15 protein-coding genes are annotated in these 14,618 nt (G+C 39.6%); 4 read left to right on the forward strand and 11 right to left on the reverse strand.

Translation table 11 applies throughout. From position 1 onward, the window contains the following. Window position 1 precedes the first annotated feature (1 nt). The 8 genes from KTV93_RS03600 to KTV93_RS03635 form a co-directional block, all read right to left on the reverse strand. The gene (locus tag KTV93_RS03600; protein WP_218249960.1) at window positions 2-1,321 is read right to left on the reverse strand and encodes a serine hydrolase domain-containing protein; all 1,320 of its coding nucleotides are present in this window, start codon (window positions 1,319-1,321) and stop codon (window positions 2-4) included. Window positions 1,322-1,399: 78 nt separating this feature from the next. After that, window positions 1,400-2,194, reverse strand: coding sequence for a thymidylate synthase (locus tag KTV93_RS03605; protein WP_218249961.1), 795 nt, complete (start codon window positions 2,192-2,194; stop codon window positions 1,400-1,402). Between the two features lie 57 nt (window positions 2,195-2,251). Next, on the reverse strand, window positions 2,252-2,947 hold the full coding sequence (locus KTV93_RS03610) for a hypothetical protein (protein WP_218249962.1): 696 nt from the start codon (window positions 2,945-2,947) through the stop codon (window positions 2,252-2,254). Between the two features lie 11 nt (window positions 2,948-2,958). Beyond that, window positions 2,959-3,399 (reverse strand): hypothetical protein, encoded by a 441-nt coding sequence (locus tag KTV93_RS03615; protein WP_218249963.1) that lies wholly within the window; start codon window positions 3,397-3,399, stop codon window positions 2,959-2,961. 7 nt (window positions 3,400-3,406) lie between these two features. After that, the gene (locus KTV93_RS03620; RefSeq protein ID WP_218249964.1) at window positions 3,407-4,759 is read right to left on the reverse strand and encodes an alpha-amylase family glycosyl hydrolase; all 1,353 of its coding nucleotides are present in this window, start codon (window positions 4,757-4,759) and stop codon (window positions 3,407-3,409) included. A gap of 124 nt (window positions 4,760-4,883) precedes the next feature. Next, window positions 4,884-5,465 (reverse strand): IS1096 element passenger TnpR family protein, encoded by a 582-nt coding sequence (locus KTV93_RS03625; protein WP_218249965.1) that lies wholly within the window; start codon window positions 5,463-5,465, stop codon window positions 4,884-4,886. Between the two features lie 125 nt (window positions 5,466-5,590). Then, window positions 5,591-6,625, reverse strand: a complete 1,035-nt coding sequence (locus KTV93_RS03630) for a sensor histidine kinase (RefSeq protein ID WP_218249966.1) — start codon at window positions 6,623-6,625, stop codon at window positions 5,591-5,593. A 9-nt stretch (window positions 6,626-6,634) separates the two neighbouring features. Continuing rightward, entirely contained in the window at window positions 6,635-7,312 is a 678-nt protein-coding gene (locus tag KTV93_RS03635; protein ID WP_218249967.1) for a response regulator transcription factor, read from the reverse strand. Window positions 7,313-7,497: 185 nt separating this feature from the next. Between KTV93_RS03635 and KTV93_RS03640 the strand changes: the two genes are divergently transcribed. After that, complete coding sequence (locus KTV93_RS03640; RefSeq protein ID WP_218249968.1) at window positions 7,498-10,104, forward strand: TonB-dependent receptor plug domain-containing protein; 2,607 nt, start codon at window positions 7,498-7,500, stop codon at window positions 10,102-10,104. A gap of 29 nt (window positions 10,105-10,133) precedes the next feature. Beyond that, window positions 10,134-11,354 carry a hypothetical protein gene (locus KTV93_RS03645; RefSeq protein ID WP_218249969.1) on the forward strand — a complete coding sequence of 407 codons (1,221 nt, stop codon included), beginning with the start codon at window positions 10,134-10,136 and terminating at the stop codon, window positions 11,352-11,354. 62 nt (window positions 11,355-11,416) lie between these two features. Here KTV93_RS03645 and KTV93_RS03650 read toward each other — a convergent pair whose 3' ends face one another. The 3 genes from KTV93_RS03650 to nadE are packed head-to-tail and all read right to left on the reverse strand — an operon-like array spanning window position 11,417 to window position 13,165. Then, on the reverse strand, window positions 11,417-11,734 hold the full coding sequence (locus KTV93_RS03650) for a barstar family protein (protein WP_218249970.1): 318 nt from the start codon (window positions 11,732-11,734) through the stop codon (window positions 11,417-11,419). 31 nt (window positions 11,735-11,765) lie between these two features. Beyond that, window positions 11,766-12,326 carry a ribonuclease domain-containing protein gene (locus KTV93_RS03655; protein ID WP_218249971.1) on the reverse strand — a complete coding sequence of 187 codons (561 nt, stop codon included), beginning with the start codon at window positions 12,324-12,326 and terminating at the stop codon, window positions 11,766-11,768. A gap of 50 nt (window positions 12,327-12,376) precedes the next feature. Then, complete coding sequence (nadE, locus tag KTV93_RS03660) at window positions 12,377-13,165, reverse strand: NAD(+) synthase (RefSeq protein WP_218249972.1); 789 nt, start codon at window positions 13,163-13,165, stop codon at window positions 12,377-12,379. An 86-nt stretch (window positions 13,166-13,251) separates the two neighbouring features. On the opposite strand from nadE, the gene gldB reads away from it, so the two are divergent. Both gldB and gldC read left to right on the forward strand, forming a co-directional pair. After that, window positions 13,252-14,232, forward strand: coding sequence for a gliding motility lipoprotein GldB (gldB, locus tag KTV93_RS03665; protein ID WP_218249973.1), 981 nt, complete (start codon window positions 13,252-13,254; stop codon window positions 14,230-14,232). 42 nt (window positions 14,233-14,274) lie between these two features. After that, entirely contained in the window at window positions 14,275-14,601 is a 327-nt protein-coding gene (gene gldC / locus KTV93_RS03670) for a gliding motility protein GldC (protein WP_218249974.1), read from the forward strand. Window positions 14,602-14,618: the final 17 nt, after the last annotated feature.

Here is a 14,618-nt window from a genome sequence, read left to right on the forward strand (position 1 = left end):
ACTACTGCCTTGTGAAAGTCAATACCATAGATCCCTGATTGAAATCTATTGTGTTTTTATCGGGATTAAATTTCATTTTTATACCCGCAGGATCAAATTTAAATTCGGAATCGGAAACAACCTCGAGTGGAAATGCAGTTTGTCCGGTAGCCTGAGCCATCAGTTTTCCGTTCTCTTCGAAAATTTTAATATCAAGCGGAAATCCTGGTGCTTTGTACGTGCCTTCATATTTTTTAAGGAGTGCGAGATCAACAGTTTTCTCTTTAAAATCGGGCATTTTAAAATCCATATTCATTGCCGTTTTCAACATGTTGATGGAAATCTGGTTCACATCATAATCCGATTGATTGGTAATGAAACTCACCCCGGCTTTTGATTCCGGAAAGTAAAAAAGTACCGAACGGAATTCCTCGATCCTTCCGCTGTGACCATATCCGTATCTGTCAATAAACGGCACCTTAGCTAATCCAAACCCGTAATTATCTTTAAAATCCTTCATCGCCGCAAGGCTTTTTTGAGAAATGATCTTGCCGTTTTCCAGTGCAATGACGAATTTAAGCAGCTCGGTTGGTGTTGAAATAATATTTCCGGCGCCGATCGGGATACTCATGTCGGTCTCCGGATTTTTTTCATAGACTCCGTTTTTGTAGTAATAGGCGTGAGCCTGGTTTTTTGCAGGATCAATTTTTCCGCCGACTTTAGTCATAGAAAGTTTCAAGGGTTTTGCAATTTTGTCCTGTAGCAGTTCAGCATACGACTTTTTATAAACTTTCTCCAGTATATATCCCAACAAGATGTAATTGGAGTTACTGTAAGCATGTTTTTCTCCCGGAGAAAAGTCACTTTTATATTTCTGAATGATGGAAACCAGCTCATTTTCAGTCTTAGGATTCTGATGGTATTCCCAATATTCCTTCTCGTCGGTAAGATTATGAATTCCGGTACGGTGCTGCATGAGTTGAGCTACGGTAATTTTCGGTGAGTTTTCGATCGCAGGGTAAAAATCCGAAAGTTTGGTATCCAGCGAAAGTTTTTTCTCTTCTACCGCTTTCATCACCAAAACAGCAGTAAAGATTTTGGAGACCGAACCAATCCGGTATTGGGTATTCATATTGGCCTTCTGCTGTTTTTCAGCATCGGCAAAACCGGTTACTTTTACAAAGTCAGGTTCATTGCCAGTCGCAAGCGCGTAGCTGCCAACTGCCTTATGACGTACTGCGAGGGAATCCAGATAAGCTGATAGTTTCTCGCGGTTACCCTGCTGGGCAAAATTCAGAATGAATGCTCCTGACAGGGCGGCTGTAAATAATTTTTTCCACATAAGAATTAGTTTTCTTAATGGGTAGCAAAAACGATAAATTAGTTACGGAAATACCTGATCTTTAACAAATAAACTTATTTAAACCGCTACAGGCGCTTTAATTCCCGGATGTGGATCATAATTTTCGAGCGTGAAATCTTCAAAAGTGAAACTGAAAATATCTTTAATCTGAGGATTGAGTTTCATCGTTGGTAAAGCTTTCGGAGTTCTGGAAAGTTGTTTTTTGACCTGCTCGAAATGATTGTTATAAATATGAACATCACCAAAAGTGTGAACATAATCACCTACTTCCAGATCGCAAACCTGTGCAACCATCATCAGTAACAACGCATAACTTGCAATATTAAAGGGAACGCCAAGAAAAACATCGGCACTTCGCTGATACAGCTGCAGCGATAATTTTCCGTCGGCAACGTAAAACTGAAACATTGCGTGGCAAGGCGCTAAAGCCATATTAGGAATTTCAGCAACATTCCATGCGGAAACGATGAGTCTCCGGGAATCCGGATTTTTTTTAATCTGATCAATCACTTCCGAAATCTGATCGATGACTTTGCCGTCGGCTCCTTGCCAGCTTCTCCACTGCGCGCCGTAAACCGGACCTAAATCACCGTTTTCATCAGCCCATTCGTCCCAGATAGAAACTCCGTTATCATTTAAATATTTTACATTGGTATCGCCTTTTAAAAACCAAAGCAATTCATAAATAATTGATTTTAAATGAACTTTTTTAGTGGTCACCAAAGGGAAACCTTCAGACAAATCGTATCGCAGCTGGTAACCAAAAATACTTCGGGTGCCGGTGCCGGTTCTGTCGGTTTTATCGGTTCCGTTGTCGATGATATTCTGAAGTAAGTCGAGGTAATTTTGCATGATAAGAATGTGGAGTGTTTTTTTCTACAAAAATAGCAAACCTTTTTAATTGGTTGATTAATAAGGTTGATAATTAGATTTTTGATAAAATAGCAAGTGATTGAATTTCACCTGTATTTTATCTGAATTTCCGGTGACTGATTTTAATTTACCAAATTTCTCTTCATCGCTATAATAATTATCCCAATAGTCAAATTTGACAGGTCCGAAGCTTTTGATTTTTCCGTATTTTGCTTTATTTAGTGGTTCATTTTCCCAGTAATCAACAAATATACTTCCTATGTTTTTTATCTTCCCATATCTTGCCGTGTCGAAACCGTCTTTATCCCAGTAATCTACCGGGATCGTTCCAATATTTTTTACTCTTCCAAATTTTTCTTTTTCGTAATTGTGGCTGTCCCAATAGTCGATTGTAACTTTACCAATACTCTTCACCTTCCCGTATCTTGCATCATTCACGTTGGAAGTCAGCCAATACTCAATCTTTGTATTCCCATAACTTTTGAGTTTTCCGTATTTTTCTTTTTCAAAATGTTCATTGTCATAATAATCAAAACTGCCGTTAAAATTATTTGTTGTAAAACCTGAAATACTGCCATTTTCAGTAAGAAAAAACACAAATTCTTCAGTATAAATTTCTATAGAACCTAAACTACCTCCACCAAATGACGCTACCACTTTCTGCATCTGTTGTGCCTGAATGTTTATAAAAGTCAGAAGCAAAGACCAACATAAAACAAATTTTAATTTCATATTTCTAATTTTTACCAGATATTTTTAATGGTCTGTTTTACCGCATTAATAACAAAAACATCCTTATTAACTTTTCCTGTCATCGCTTGTGCTAAAGGACTTTCAGGGGAAATTAAAAATATTTTATGATGATCAGTTTCAAGAGAGCCTAAGGAAACTGCAATATAAAACATGCCTTTATCCGTTTCTACCAGACTTCCCAAACCGACGGTCTGATGAAGATTGGTATTGATTAATTTCAAAGAATTTTTCGCCCGCAGATTTTCATTCAGTTGAATCTGCAGATTATTGATCTCCTGCTGTACCATTTCCCGCGAAGTTTCGTATTTATCGCCCATGGAACTTTTCGTTTCGTTGTTGGCGGCGCGGGTTTCGGCAATCAGATGTTCTAAATGACCAATTTTTTCTGATAATTTGTCATGAATGATCTGCAGGATTTCGGATTTGTTCATTCAGCGTTTATTTTTCCATTACGGCATATCCGCCGACCGGTAAGTAAAAACTTTTATCCTGTGAAAAATCTTTTACGGGACCACTGAAAACATTTTTAAATACTCCGGAAACATTTTCGTCACCGATGGTAAAAGAGACATTCTCTTTAGAGAAATTGAGAACAACCAACACCTCATCTTTACCGTTCTTTCTGACATAAGCTAAGACCTTATCGTCTGCCGAAGTTTTAAGAATCTGAGTTTTTGCGGCAGGATCACCTCCTCTTAATGCCGGATTATCTGATTTAAGGTTTAGTAAAGTTTTGTAGAAACCGTGAAGTTCATTAGTTCCTGTCCACGGGATTGGATCTTTCTCGAAAAACTCCAGTCTTTTTGTTTTCAATGGAAGTTCCTGACCGTTATAAAGTAGCGGAACGCCATTCCACGTTACGGAAAACACGGCTAAAGGTTTTGCCAGAACACCATATTTTTCATACTCGGTTCCGTTCCAGGTATTTTCGTCATGATTGGAAGTAAACCAGGCTCTCATCGAACCGTCTCCGATCGCTGAATATCTTGAAAGAAGATTTTTTAAATCATCAAAAGAAGCTTTCCCGTCGTTATAATCTTTTGTTTTGTGCATCCAGTTCCAGATGTAACTTGCATCGAAAACTTTCCCGTAATCAGGATTGTCGAGTTCGTCGAATTCGCCGAGCCAGAAGAGCGGTTTTACTTTTTCAACTTCCGGTCTTGCCTGCTGCCAGAAATCAACTTCAACCCAAGCAGCGAGGTCGCAGCGGAATCCGTCGATATTGGTTTCGCGCACCCAGAATTTCATAGCTTCGATCATCGCTAATCGCATTTCAGGATTGCTGTAGTCCAGTTCGATAATATCATCCATTCCGGAAGCGATCTGGAAATCGTTTGTTTTAGGATCTTTAAGATAAAACTCAGGATGGGTTTTCGTCCATACATGGTCCCAACCGGTGTGATTTGCAACCCAGTCGATGATTACTTTGAAACCCATTTTATGAGCTTCATCCACCATATGTTTAAAATCTTCCATCGTACCGAATTCCGGATTGATGGCGGTGTAGTCCTGTGCTGCATACTGGCTGCCCAAAGGCCCTTTTTTATTTTTCTGTGCGATGGGTGTGATCGGCATAAACCAAAGGGTCTTTACTCCCATTTCTTTCAGACGCGGCATCTCTTTTTCGAATGCCCGGAAAGTTCCTTCCGGAGTGTACTGTCTTATATTAACTTCGTAAATATTGGTGGTGTGCTTCCATTCGCTGGGCAACTCGTTCATTTTTGTAGATTTTTGAGTGGTACAGGATGCGATTCCCAGACCGATGATTGCTAAAAGGATGAGTTTTTTCATTCTGATGATTTGCTAGCAAATGTATGGGTTTTTTATTAAAATTCCCAGTCGCGGACGCATCGTTCTCCCTTCAATTACTATAAAAAGTTCAATAAAAAACCCCGGAAAATCCGGGGCTGTATTTTTAAACTTCGTCAGTATCATCCTCTTCAAAGAAATCATCATCGAAATCATCTTCCTCATCATCAAAACCTTCGTCTTCATCTGAAAAATCACCGGAACTGAAATCTTCGTCAAAATTCCCGAAATCATCATCAGCCAAAGGAATCGGCGAACTTTTCTTTGCTTTCTTTCCTCCTTTACTCGGTGCTTTCAGCGGCATATTTCCGAAACGGAAAACGGTAATAGGATAATTTACAGCAGGTTTTTCGTCGATAATTTCTACCAGCTCGCAGAAGAACTCCCAAAGATCCATAAAACCATACTGGAAATGAACTTTGTCACCTACTTTTTCGAAAGCTTCGGTAATATATACATCCGACATTATTTCTCCTTCCCCATCATCACTCATATCTTCCAACGGAACTGTTTTTACAACCATTCCCTCCTCATCCAGAATGTTAAAAAGCGAAAGATCCTCGCCCATGAGCGTAAATGCGCTCTTGATTCCCAAATGCAGATTCCAGAGATTCTGCTTTTCCTTGATCTCAACATCGCGGAAGATATCATCTTTAGCATCTAAAATAATGCGGATTTTATAAACCATTTTGTGTTTAAATTTTGATAGTTTTTTAGAATTGATTTCCGGTACAAATATAAAACAATAGAATTTTGACAAAAAAGAATTCGCAGCCCTTTTTTTAAAAAAGTTTTGCTTACATTTTGCGCTGGTTAATTGCTTTTCTCGAGTAAAAAACTGAACTGTGTACCTTCCAAATATACGCTTTCCACGGAGATATTCTCCCCATGCGCTTCCAGAATATGTTTCACAATAGCGAGACCCAGTCCGGACCCCCCGTCGTTACGGTTTCTGCTGGTTTCCACGCGGTAAAACCTTTCAAAGATACGGGGTAAAACTTCAGGTTTAATTCCCATTCCGTTGTCTTCCACGGTGACCAAAACCTTATTTTTCAGGATGGTAGTTTTGATGATAATCTGCGCCCTGTCTCTGTTCGCATAATGAATGGCATTTGAAATTAAATTGATCAGGACCTGAGAGATTTTCTGCTTATCGGCATTTACGAAAATCTGCGGTGCTGCGGTCTGCAGCTGTACTCTTGCTTCTTTCCGAAGTGCTTCCAGATCCAGAAGGTCAATAATCTCGCGCACGACACTGTTAAGATCGAAACTGGTGACATTCAACGTTATTTCGCCGGATTCGTATTGGTTGATCATATCAAGATCCTTCACGATATTAAGTAACCTTTCTACCGATTTATCAATTCTTTCCAGGTATTTATCGCGGATTGCCAGATTTTCCACACCGCCATCCATAAGGGTTTCAACATATCCCTGGATAGAAAATAAAGGGGTTTTCAGTTCATGAGAAACATTTCCGATGTATTCTTTCCGATAAGTTTCCATTTCTTTCATGGTTACCATTTCGGTCGCGCTCTTTTGGCTAAAGGCAGAAAATCTTTCCCCCAGCTGCTTAAAATCCATTTCATTATCATCATCGGGACTGATGTCTTCCGGAAGAATGGTAGAGATTTTTCTTATCTGCTTCTTACCATAGAAATTAAAAAGGTAATCAAGAATCACATAATTAAGCGCAAATATCAGGACGACGCAAACGAAAAGAGTAAGATAAAAATTGCTTTTGCTGTGAAAAACCGCATCGTTGGTATAATCGAAACCCAACGCCACCAGAGACATGGCTACGGTCAGGAAAACTGAAGCAAGTAAAGTAAGCCGGTGAAACCTCATCTTACAAATTTACACAACTAATTTGTAACCGATTCCCTTTAAGGTCTGAATGGTACTGATTCCCAGTTTTTCGCGGAGGCGGCGGATGTGTACATCGATGGTTCTTTCGCCAACAATTACATCGTTGCCCCAGACTTTTTCCAGGATTTCTTCGCGTTTGAAAACTTTATTGGTATTGGAAGCAAGGAGATAAAGCAGATCAAATTCTTTTTTAGGAAGCAGGAACTGTTGCCCGGCCTTGGAAACCCTGAAATTGTCTTTATCAATTATCAAATCGCCAACATTAATATTTTTTGAAGTCTCAGAAACCTGCGAAGTAAGCTGTAAAAGGGCGTTGACTTTAGAAATAAGAATTTTCGGTTTAATGATTTTCACGATATAATCATTGGCTCCAGCCTGAAAACCGGCAAGCTGAGAAAACTCTTCGCTTCTTGCGGAAAGAAATACGATGAGCGTTTTCTGCAGTTCTTTGATTTTTCTTAAATCCTGGCAGGTTTCGATGCCGTCTTTTTCCGGCATCATCACATCCAGTAGAATAAGATCGGGGATGATCTGTTTTGCCTTTTCAATTCCTTCGTTTCCGTTGCTGGCGGTGGAAACCTGGTAACCTTCTTTTTCGAGATTATAGGATAATATTTCCAGAATATCCTGTTCGTCATCAATTAAAAGAATTTTTTTCTGATTCATCTTTACTATTTAACCTTTCAAAGTTAGTCAAATTTGATATCGCAAAGCCGCCACTTTACAATATTCATAATTAATTAATATTACCCCAATTCCGTTCAGAATTTCTTAAAGCAAACTTAAGATTATAGAAACACCAAAACAGTGTGTTCTTTATTCCTTTGCAACGAAAGAAATCTAATAAAGGAATGAAAATTAAAAAACTGAGTATTGCGGTTTTGTTCTTAACCTCTTCATCCGCCTTGTTTTATGGGCAGATAACACCGACGGATACTATAAAAAAAGAGAAAAACATCGAGGGCGTCATCATACGCGGCAACAGCAGTAAAATCTCTGAAACTGCAATTTTGGGAGACCAAAAAAAAGCGGTTATTCAGAAACAGTCGATGGGTGCCGAGGAAATTTCGCGAAAAGGAATTTCTAATGTAGAACAGGGTTTGGTAAAAGTAACCGGAATTACTACCGTGGAAGGCCGCGGACTGTTTGTAAGAGGTCTGGAAGAACGGTACAACACCCTGCTGATTAACGGTTTGGGCTCCCCATCAAATAATCCGTTTCAGAAAATCATTGCACTGAAACAGTTTCCGACCGATGTGGTGGGAAAACTGAATATTTATAAAACATTTAATTCTAATCTTTATGCAGACTTTGCGGGGGCAACTTTCGATATTGAAACCCTAACAATCGATAAAGCTTTTTCAAAAATCGAATTCGGTTTCGGCTACAATACGCAAACCACTCTCAAAAATTTTAAAGTAAATCCAAACGCCTACTCGGTTAATGGTTATCTGGGATTAAATTCACGGGATCGTCAACTTCCAGGTGAAGTTAGAGGTTTCGTACCGACCAATTATAATTTCACTCAACAGGAATCAGTAAATTCTTTCAAAGACGGCTGGAATGTTGAAAACATCAAAGCTTTACCGAATACAAGCATTGGATTTACCACTGCGCAGAAATTTAAATCCGGCGAAAATGCTGAGATGGGACTTCTGCTCTCTCTGAACCAGGGCAGCAAATATGAATATACCGACGGAGATAAGAACCAGTTTATTTCTCTGCAGACCGAAGGTAAAATGAATAACGACCTAAACCGTAAAGAATACACCTATGAGCTGGAATCATCAGCACTTGTTGGCCTCAGCTACAAAAACCGCGGTTTAAATGTCGCCCTGAACACGATATTTCTACAGAATTCTGCCAATGTCATCAGCGATTTTCTGGGTTACAAGGATCAGAAAGAACAGGATGCGGGAAGGCGTTTTTTCCGTGTGGATCAGATGGATTTATCTAAATTTTTGGATGTACAGCTGCTTGGAAGCCAGAAAATTGGCGACCGTCATCTCTTCAAAGTTGGAGGAAGCTGGGTAAAAAACAATTTTCAGCAACCCGACCGCAAGATTTCCGAAGGATTCCTTACCGGAAAACCTAACGAAGTGGAAATGACTTTTGGCGGAAACAACCTCATCCGTCAGTATCTGGATGTAAACGGGAACAGCTACTTATCAGGTTTTGCAGAATATTCAGTTTTTCTTGGTGAGAAAGGGGAAAAGAAAAATTATCCCTGGCAACTTGCAGTGGGATATAACGGATTCTTCGATCACAGAAGCAATTCCTACCGGTTTATTGCATCGAATATTGATAATGTAGACTTAAGAACTGTAGTAGTTGACATTGATCATCCTCAGCAGATTTATAACGATTATATCATGAACGGCGCTTTCCATTTCAAGGAAGAAACCAATGAAAATGATTACCGCTCCAATCTTTACCAGTTTGTAAATGCGGGATATCTGAACTTAAATTATAAGCCAAATGACAACTGGGATATTTTAGTGGGAGGCCGTGTTGAAAACAACATCAACATTACCCGATATAAGGAACAGGGAGATTCAGGATTTAATAATCTGAGCAGAAACCAGTATTTTATTTTACCCTCGTTCTCGGTTAAAAAATCACTCAACACGAAATCCAACATCCGTTTTGCGGCAAGTAAAACCATTACAAGGCCGATTTTGATTGAGTATATGCCGATTACTTACATCAATCCGGATAACGAGAACATCATTGGAAACAAAGACCTGAAGAACAGCGAAAACTACAATCTCGATCTGAAGTATGAGATTTTTCCGACCAATAAAGAACTTTTTGCAGTGAATATTTTTGCTAAAAAAATCGATAATGCCATCGAAAGAAGTTACACAGCATCGGGAAATTCCAACGGTGTAGCAATTACCTATTTCAATGCAAAGAATGCAGTTTTAGCCGGAGCTGAACTTGAAGGAATTTTGAACTTATCAAGGATTAGTGAATCGCTATCAAACTGGACTTTAGGAGCCAATGCCACTTTTATGTATTCCAAAGTTGAAAGAAGTGCCGAAGAATTGGAACAGGAAATGCCTGCGAATTTCACAGGAACATTAAAAGAGAGAAACCTGCAGGGCGCTGCACCATGGACCGCCAATGCTGATCTGAAATATGAATTTAGAAATGCGAATAATCTTCCTCATACTCTTTCATTTATCTATAACGTCTCCGGTCCGAAGATTTTCACTGTGGGAACTTCAGGATTAGACCATATTTACGAAAGACCTTTCCACCAGCTTGATTTTGTGTACAACGCACAGCTTACTAAAAACTGGAACCTGAAACTCGGAATTCAGAATATTCTGAACAGCACCTATAAACTTGAGCTCGGCGACGAAGGCTACATGCCTTTGAATGTGAGAACAACAACTCATACCGACTACAAACGCGGAACAACTTTCAACTTCACCGCTGGGTATACCTTCTAAAAATCATTAATAAAAAACTTAAAAGTAATATGAAAAAGAACATTTTTAATTTATGGGCACTTGCAGCAGTATTTGCAGTGACATCTTGTACGGTAGAAATCAGAGAAGATGCCGATATCAACAGTGGTGGAACGGGAACCGGCGGAACAACAGGAGCTGTTTTAAGCGGAACAGGAACGTTGACAGGAACGCTGAAACAGAACACCGTTGTAAAAAAAGGAACCTACACACTGGAAGGAATCGTAAAAGTTCCTGAAGGAATTTCACTTACTATAGAACCCGGCGCGACATTTACCGCAAAAACTTCCGTAGGAAGCAGCCTGGTCGTGTTACAGGGCGGAAAAATTTATGCAGAAGGTACCGCTGCAGAACCAATTGTTTTTACCACCGACAACAAAAAACCCGGCGACTGGGGCGGAGTAACCGTTTACGGAAATGCGCCTATTAAAGCCATTAACGGTGCATCAAAGGCACTTTCTGAAGACGGGAACAACGTTTATTATGGCGGCGACAATCCGAACGATAACTCCGGAAGTTTAAAATATGTAAGAGTAGAATATGGCGGTAAAAAAATCGGAGACGGAACTTCTGAAACGAATTCAATGACTTTCTATTCCGTAGGTGCAGGAACAGTTCTTGAAAATTTAGTCGCTTACATGGGAACAGATGACGGTTACGAATTTTTCGGCGGAACAGTAAGCGGAAAAAACCTTGTGGCTTACGGAAATTACGATGATTCCTTCGACTGGCAGGACGCGTGGAGCGGACAGAATAACAGCAACTGGTTTGCTTACCAAACAAGTATCGGAAATTTCGGGATGGAAATTGAGGCGTCCGGAAACGCAGACAATACCGCACCGAAAGTAAACGGAATCACTTTGATAAGAGCGGCAGGAACAAAACCAGAAACCGCTGGATCCATCGAGGTTTCGGCGATTCAGTTCAAGAAACACGGGAACGGAATCTTCAGCAATGTATTTATAGACGGTTACAAAGACACCGACGGCAAAAAGGCCTACGCTGTTCTGATTCAGGATGCCGCAACCGAAAGCGAGCAGGTTAACAAAAATAAAATAAGTATTTCCCCGATCAATCACACCGGTTCGGATAATCTGAACATTTGGGGTTACGCCTACACGCCAAACGGAGGAAAAACTTTTACGAGTGATGCAACTGTAAAAAAAGTTACCCTAACTTCCGGAAACTGGGCAACAGTAAATGGAGTTGATCTTTTATCAGCTTTAAAATAAGGAGTTCTTCAGTCAGTATTTAATATCAAATTAAAACCACCGGATTTCGGTGGTTTTATTATTTATTGTTGAGTTGGAGTTTCTTCTTCAGAACCTTCTTCATCTTCGTATTGCTCTAGAAAATAAGCGAACGTAAAATCATCCATTTCATCTTCTGCATCTTCCAGCGTTACGAGCAAATCTTCGAAAGTTTCGAGCTGATCAACACTTAAGTTCACAAATTCAAGATGAAGCGGAAGTTGAACAAAACCCGTCAGCGAATCATAAAGCGCATCTAAATTATCGCCGAAATATTTCGGAAGCGTAAGTTTTTCCTTTAATTGGGCATAAAAATCATCGTAATCGCCGATGTCTGTAAAATCGATATAAACTGTTTTCATTTTTATTTTTTAGAAGTGATTTAAATTTTTTCTATTGCTTTTCAAATGATTTGTAATGATTTTTAGTCAGCCAAACTTCACCGTTTTTGGTAAAGACAATTCGGTCGGCATTTCGCCGTCCGCAGTTGTAATTCACGTCGGCTTCAAAATATTGCGCCCCTATTGGCAAAGTTTTTTCTCTGTTGCTGAATTTATCCCCGCCAATCGCTCGACCTGGCAAAACATCACATAAATTTCCTTCAGACGCGACCCAGCCTTTACTTCTGGCTTCGCCTTTGGTGATATAATAATGCGGAAGTTTTCTGTTCGCTTTCACATAATCAATGACCAGGTTTTCTTCGGTAAGGTCATCAATATTGCCTGAGTTAGTTGAAGAATTCCTTTCCTTATTTGCTTGGGAATCCTGCTGAATGTTTTGCTGATTTTCTTGACGATCTGCGTATCCACTTTCCTGCGTTACCGTAGTTGTTTGCTGAGTTCCGGCTTCACTCTTCTTCTCAATTTTGTAATTATTGACGAGGTACATCACCAAAAACGCAGTAAGCATCCCGATGATAAAAAAGAAAACGAGTTTGAGACTTTGTCTGTTCATTTTTAATTTTAGATAATATTTTTAAACCGAATCTTTTTCATGGTTCTTTTTCACCTCCATTCTTCAGGGATATCACAAACCGGAATGGGCTGCATTTTGTGTTGCGCGGCTTTGTTCATTCGGGCAAAAATTTTATACACTTCCAGGTCTCTTCCGCTGTAATCTGCTTCGGTTTTGGTTCCCCATTCTTTCTGGATTTTTTCGAGTTCCGGATAAGAGGCGCCAATCTGCTGTTCATCAGTTCTTTCCACATCCCAAAGTCCGTCGGTCGGAATTGCATTCTGGATTGATTCTACCAGATTCAGCGATTTCGCCAGTGCGTAAACCTCGGTTTTATAAAGATCGGCAATCGGCGAAACATCTACTCCACCATCGCCGTATTTGGTGTAAAAACCAATCCCGAAATCCTCAACTTTATTCCCGGTTCCGCAAACTAAAAGTCCGTTCAGCTGCCCGAAATAATACAGCGTAAGCATTCTCAGACGCGCTCTTGTATTGGCAAATGCCAGTTTTTCTTCCGGATATATTTCATCATCTACATTAAAAGCCCTATAAAGTTCTTCGAAAGAAGGTGTAAGGTTCAGCGAAATGGCTTCGACATTACAAAATTTCGATTTCAGATCTTCAATATGTTCCCAGGCGCGGTTTACCTGATCTTCTTTCTGATGAATCGGCATTTCGATTAAAAGCGTCTTCAGTCCCGTCATTGCACACAGGGTGGAAACTACTGCAGAATCCACACCGCCGGAAACTCCGATCACATATCCTTTAACTTTAGCATTTTCGGCATATTCTTTCAGCCAGGAAACGATCTTTTCTGTTATTTTTTCTGTTTGCATTTTTTGTCTGTTTTCAAGTAAGTGACGGAGATCGCAGAATCCTTAAATTTTGCTTATTTTTGCGTCTTAAATCTGATGTAAAAATAATGAAGTTTTTTAGATATTTGCTTTTTTCAGCCGTTTTAGTTTTCGGTGCAGTTTCCTGCAAAAAAGAGACGGAAAATATTTGGAATGTCGAAATAAAAGACCCTGCGAAAAATGTGGAAGTGACCGATATTTCAAAGAAATTTTACGACACGAATGTACCTCTCGAGGAATTCAAACAGAAATATCCGTGGTTTCAGGGAAGTGTTCCTGATGAGGATTACAGCATCAGAAGAGCCGATACGGCTGAAGTGAAAATTTATAAGGAAGCCATTTCTAAAATTGATATTGCCAAACTCAACAAAGATTTAACAGGCCTTTTTTCGCACATCAAATACCATTTCCCTGAATTTAAAGAACCGCAGGTTTTTCTCTTTTCATCGGTGTTGAGCGGAATTATGGAACCTGTCTTTTACAGAGATGATGTCAATATGCTTTTTATTGATGTTACCGGTTTTATGGGCGACAACAACCCAAATTACAAAGGCTTGGAGCAGTATTTCCAACTCTCAATGAATCCTCAGAATATCGTTCCTAAAGTATCGCAAACCTTTGCCGAATATTTTGTTCAGCCAAATCCCAATCACCAGAAATTTATCGACGAGATTATTTATCAGGGGAAAATTATGACCCTTCAGGATGCTTTTCTACCGGATTTTCCGGATTATCTGAAGATGCATTATTCCCAGAAACAATATGAATGGGCAAAAGAAAATGAAGTAAACATCTGGAATTATTTCGTAGAAAGCAATCTTATTTTCAGTGACGACATCCGATTAAAGGAACGGTTTATCAATCCCGGTCCGTTTTCAAAATTCTATACCGAAATCGATAACGAATCTTCTCCAAGAGTCGGAATTTTCACAGGATGGCAAATCAGCAGGAAATTCTATCAGGAAAAACCTGAAACAAAACTCGGCGATTTCCTGAAAATGAACGCTCAGGACATTTTCAACCAAAGCAACTATAAACCTAAATATTAAAAAGAGTTGCGCTTACCGCCGACTCCCAATTCAAATAAAATCATGAGAAAGACCCAAATTACCATAGACATTGAACTTGATGAAAACCACGTTCCGGAAACCATGACCTGGAACGCCGAAGATGGCGGAATCGAAGCCCAGGAAACCAAAGCAACCATGATTTCTGTTTGGGACGATAAGACGATGGAAGCTTTAAGAATCGATCTCTGGACCAAAGACATGCCCGTAGACCAGATGAAAATGTTTCTTCACCAAATCCTTGTTTCTTTGGCAAACACTTACGAACGTGCTACCGGAGAAGAAGATGTTGCAAAATGGATGGAAGAAATGGCGGAGCAGTTCGCGGCGAAATCTGCGATAAAAATGTAATTTTCAAATCCCGAACT

This window comes from Kaistella faecalis (assembly GCF_019195395.1).
In the GTDB taxonomy this organism is placed as follows: Bacteria; Bacteroidota; Bacteroidia; order Flavobacteriales; family Weeksellaceae; genus Kaistella; species Kaistella faecalis.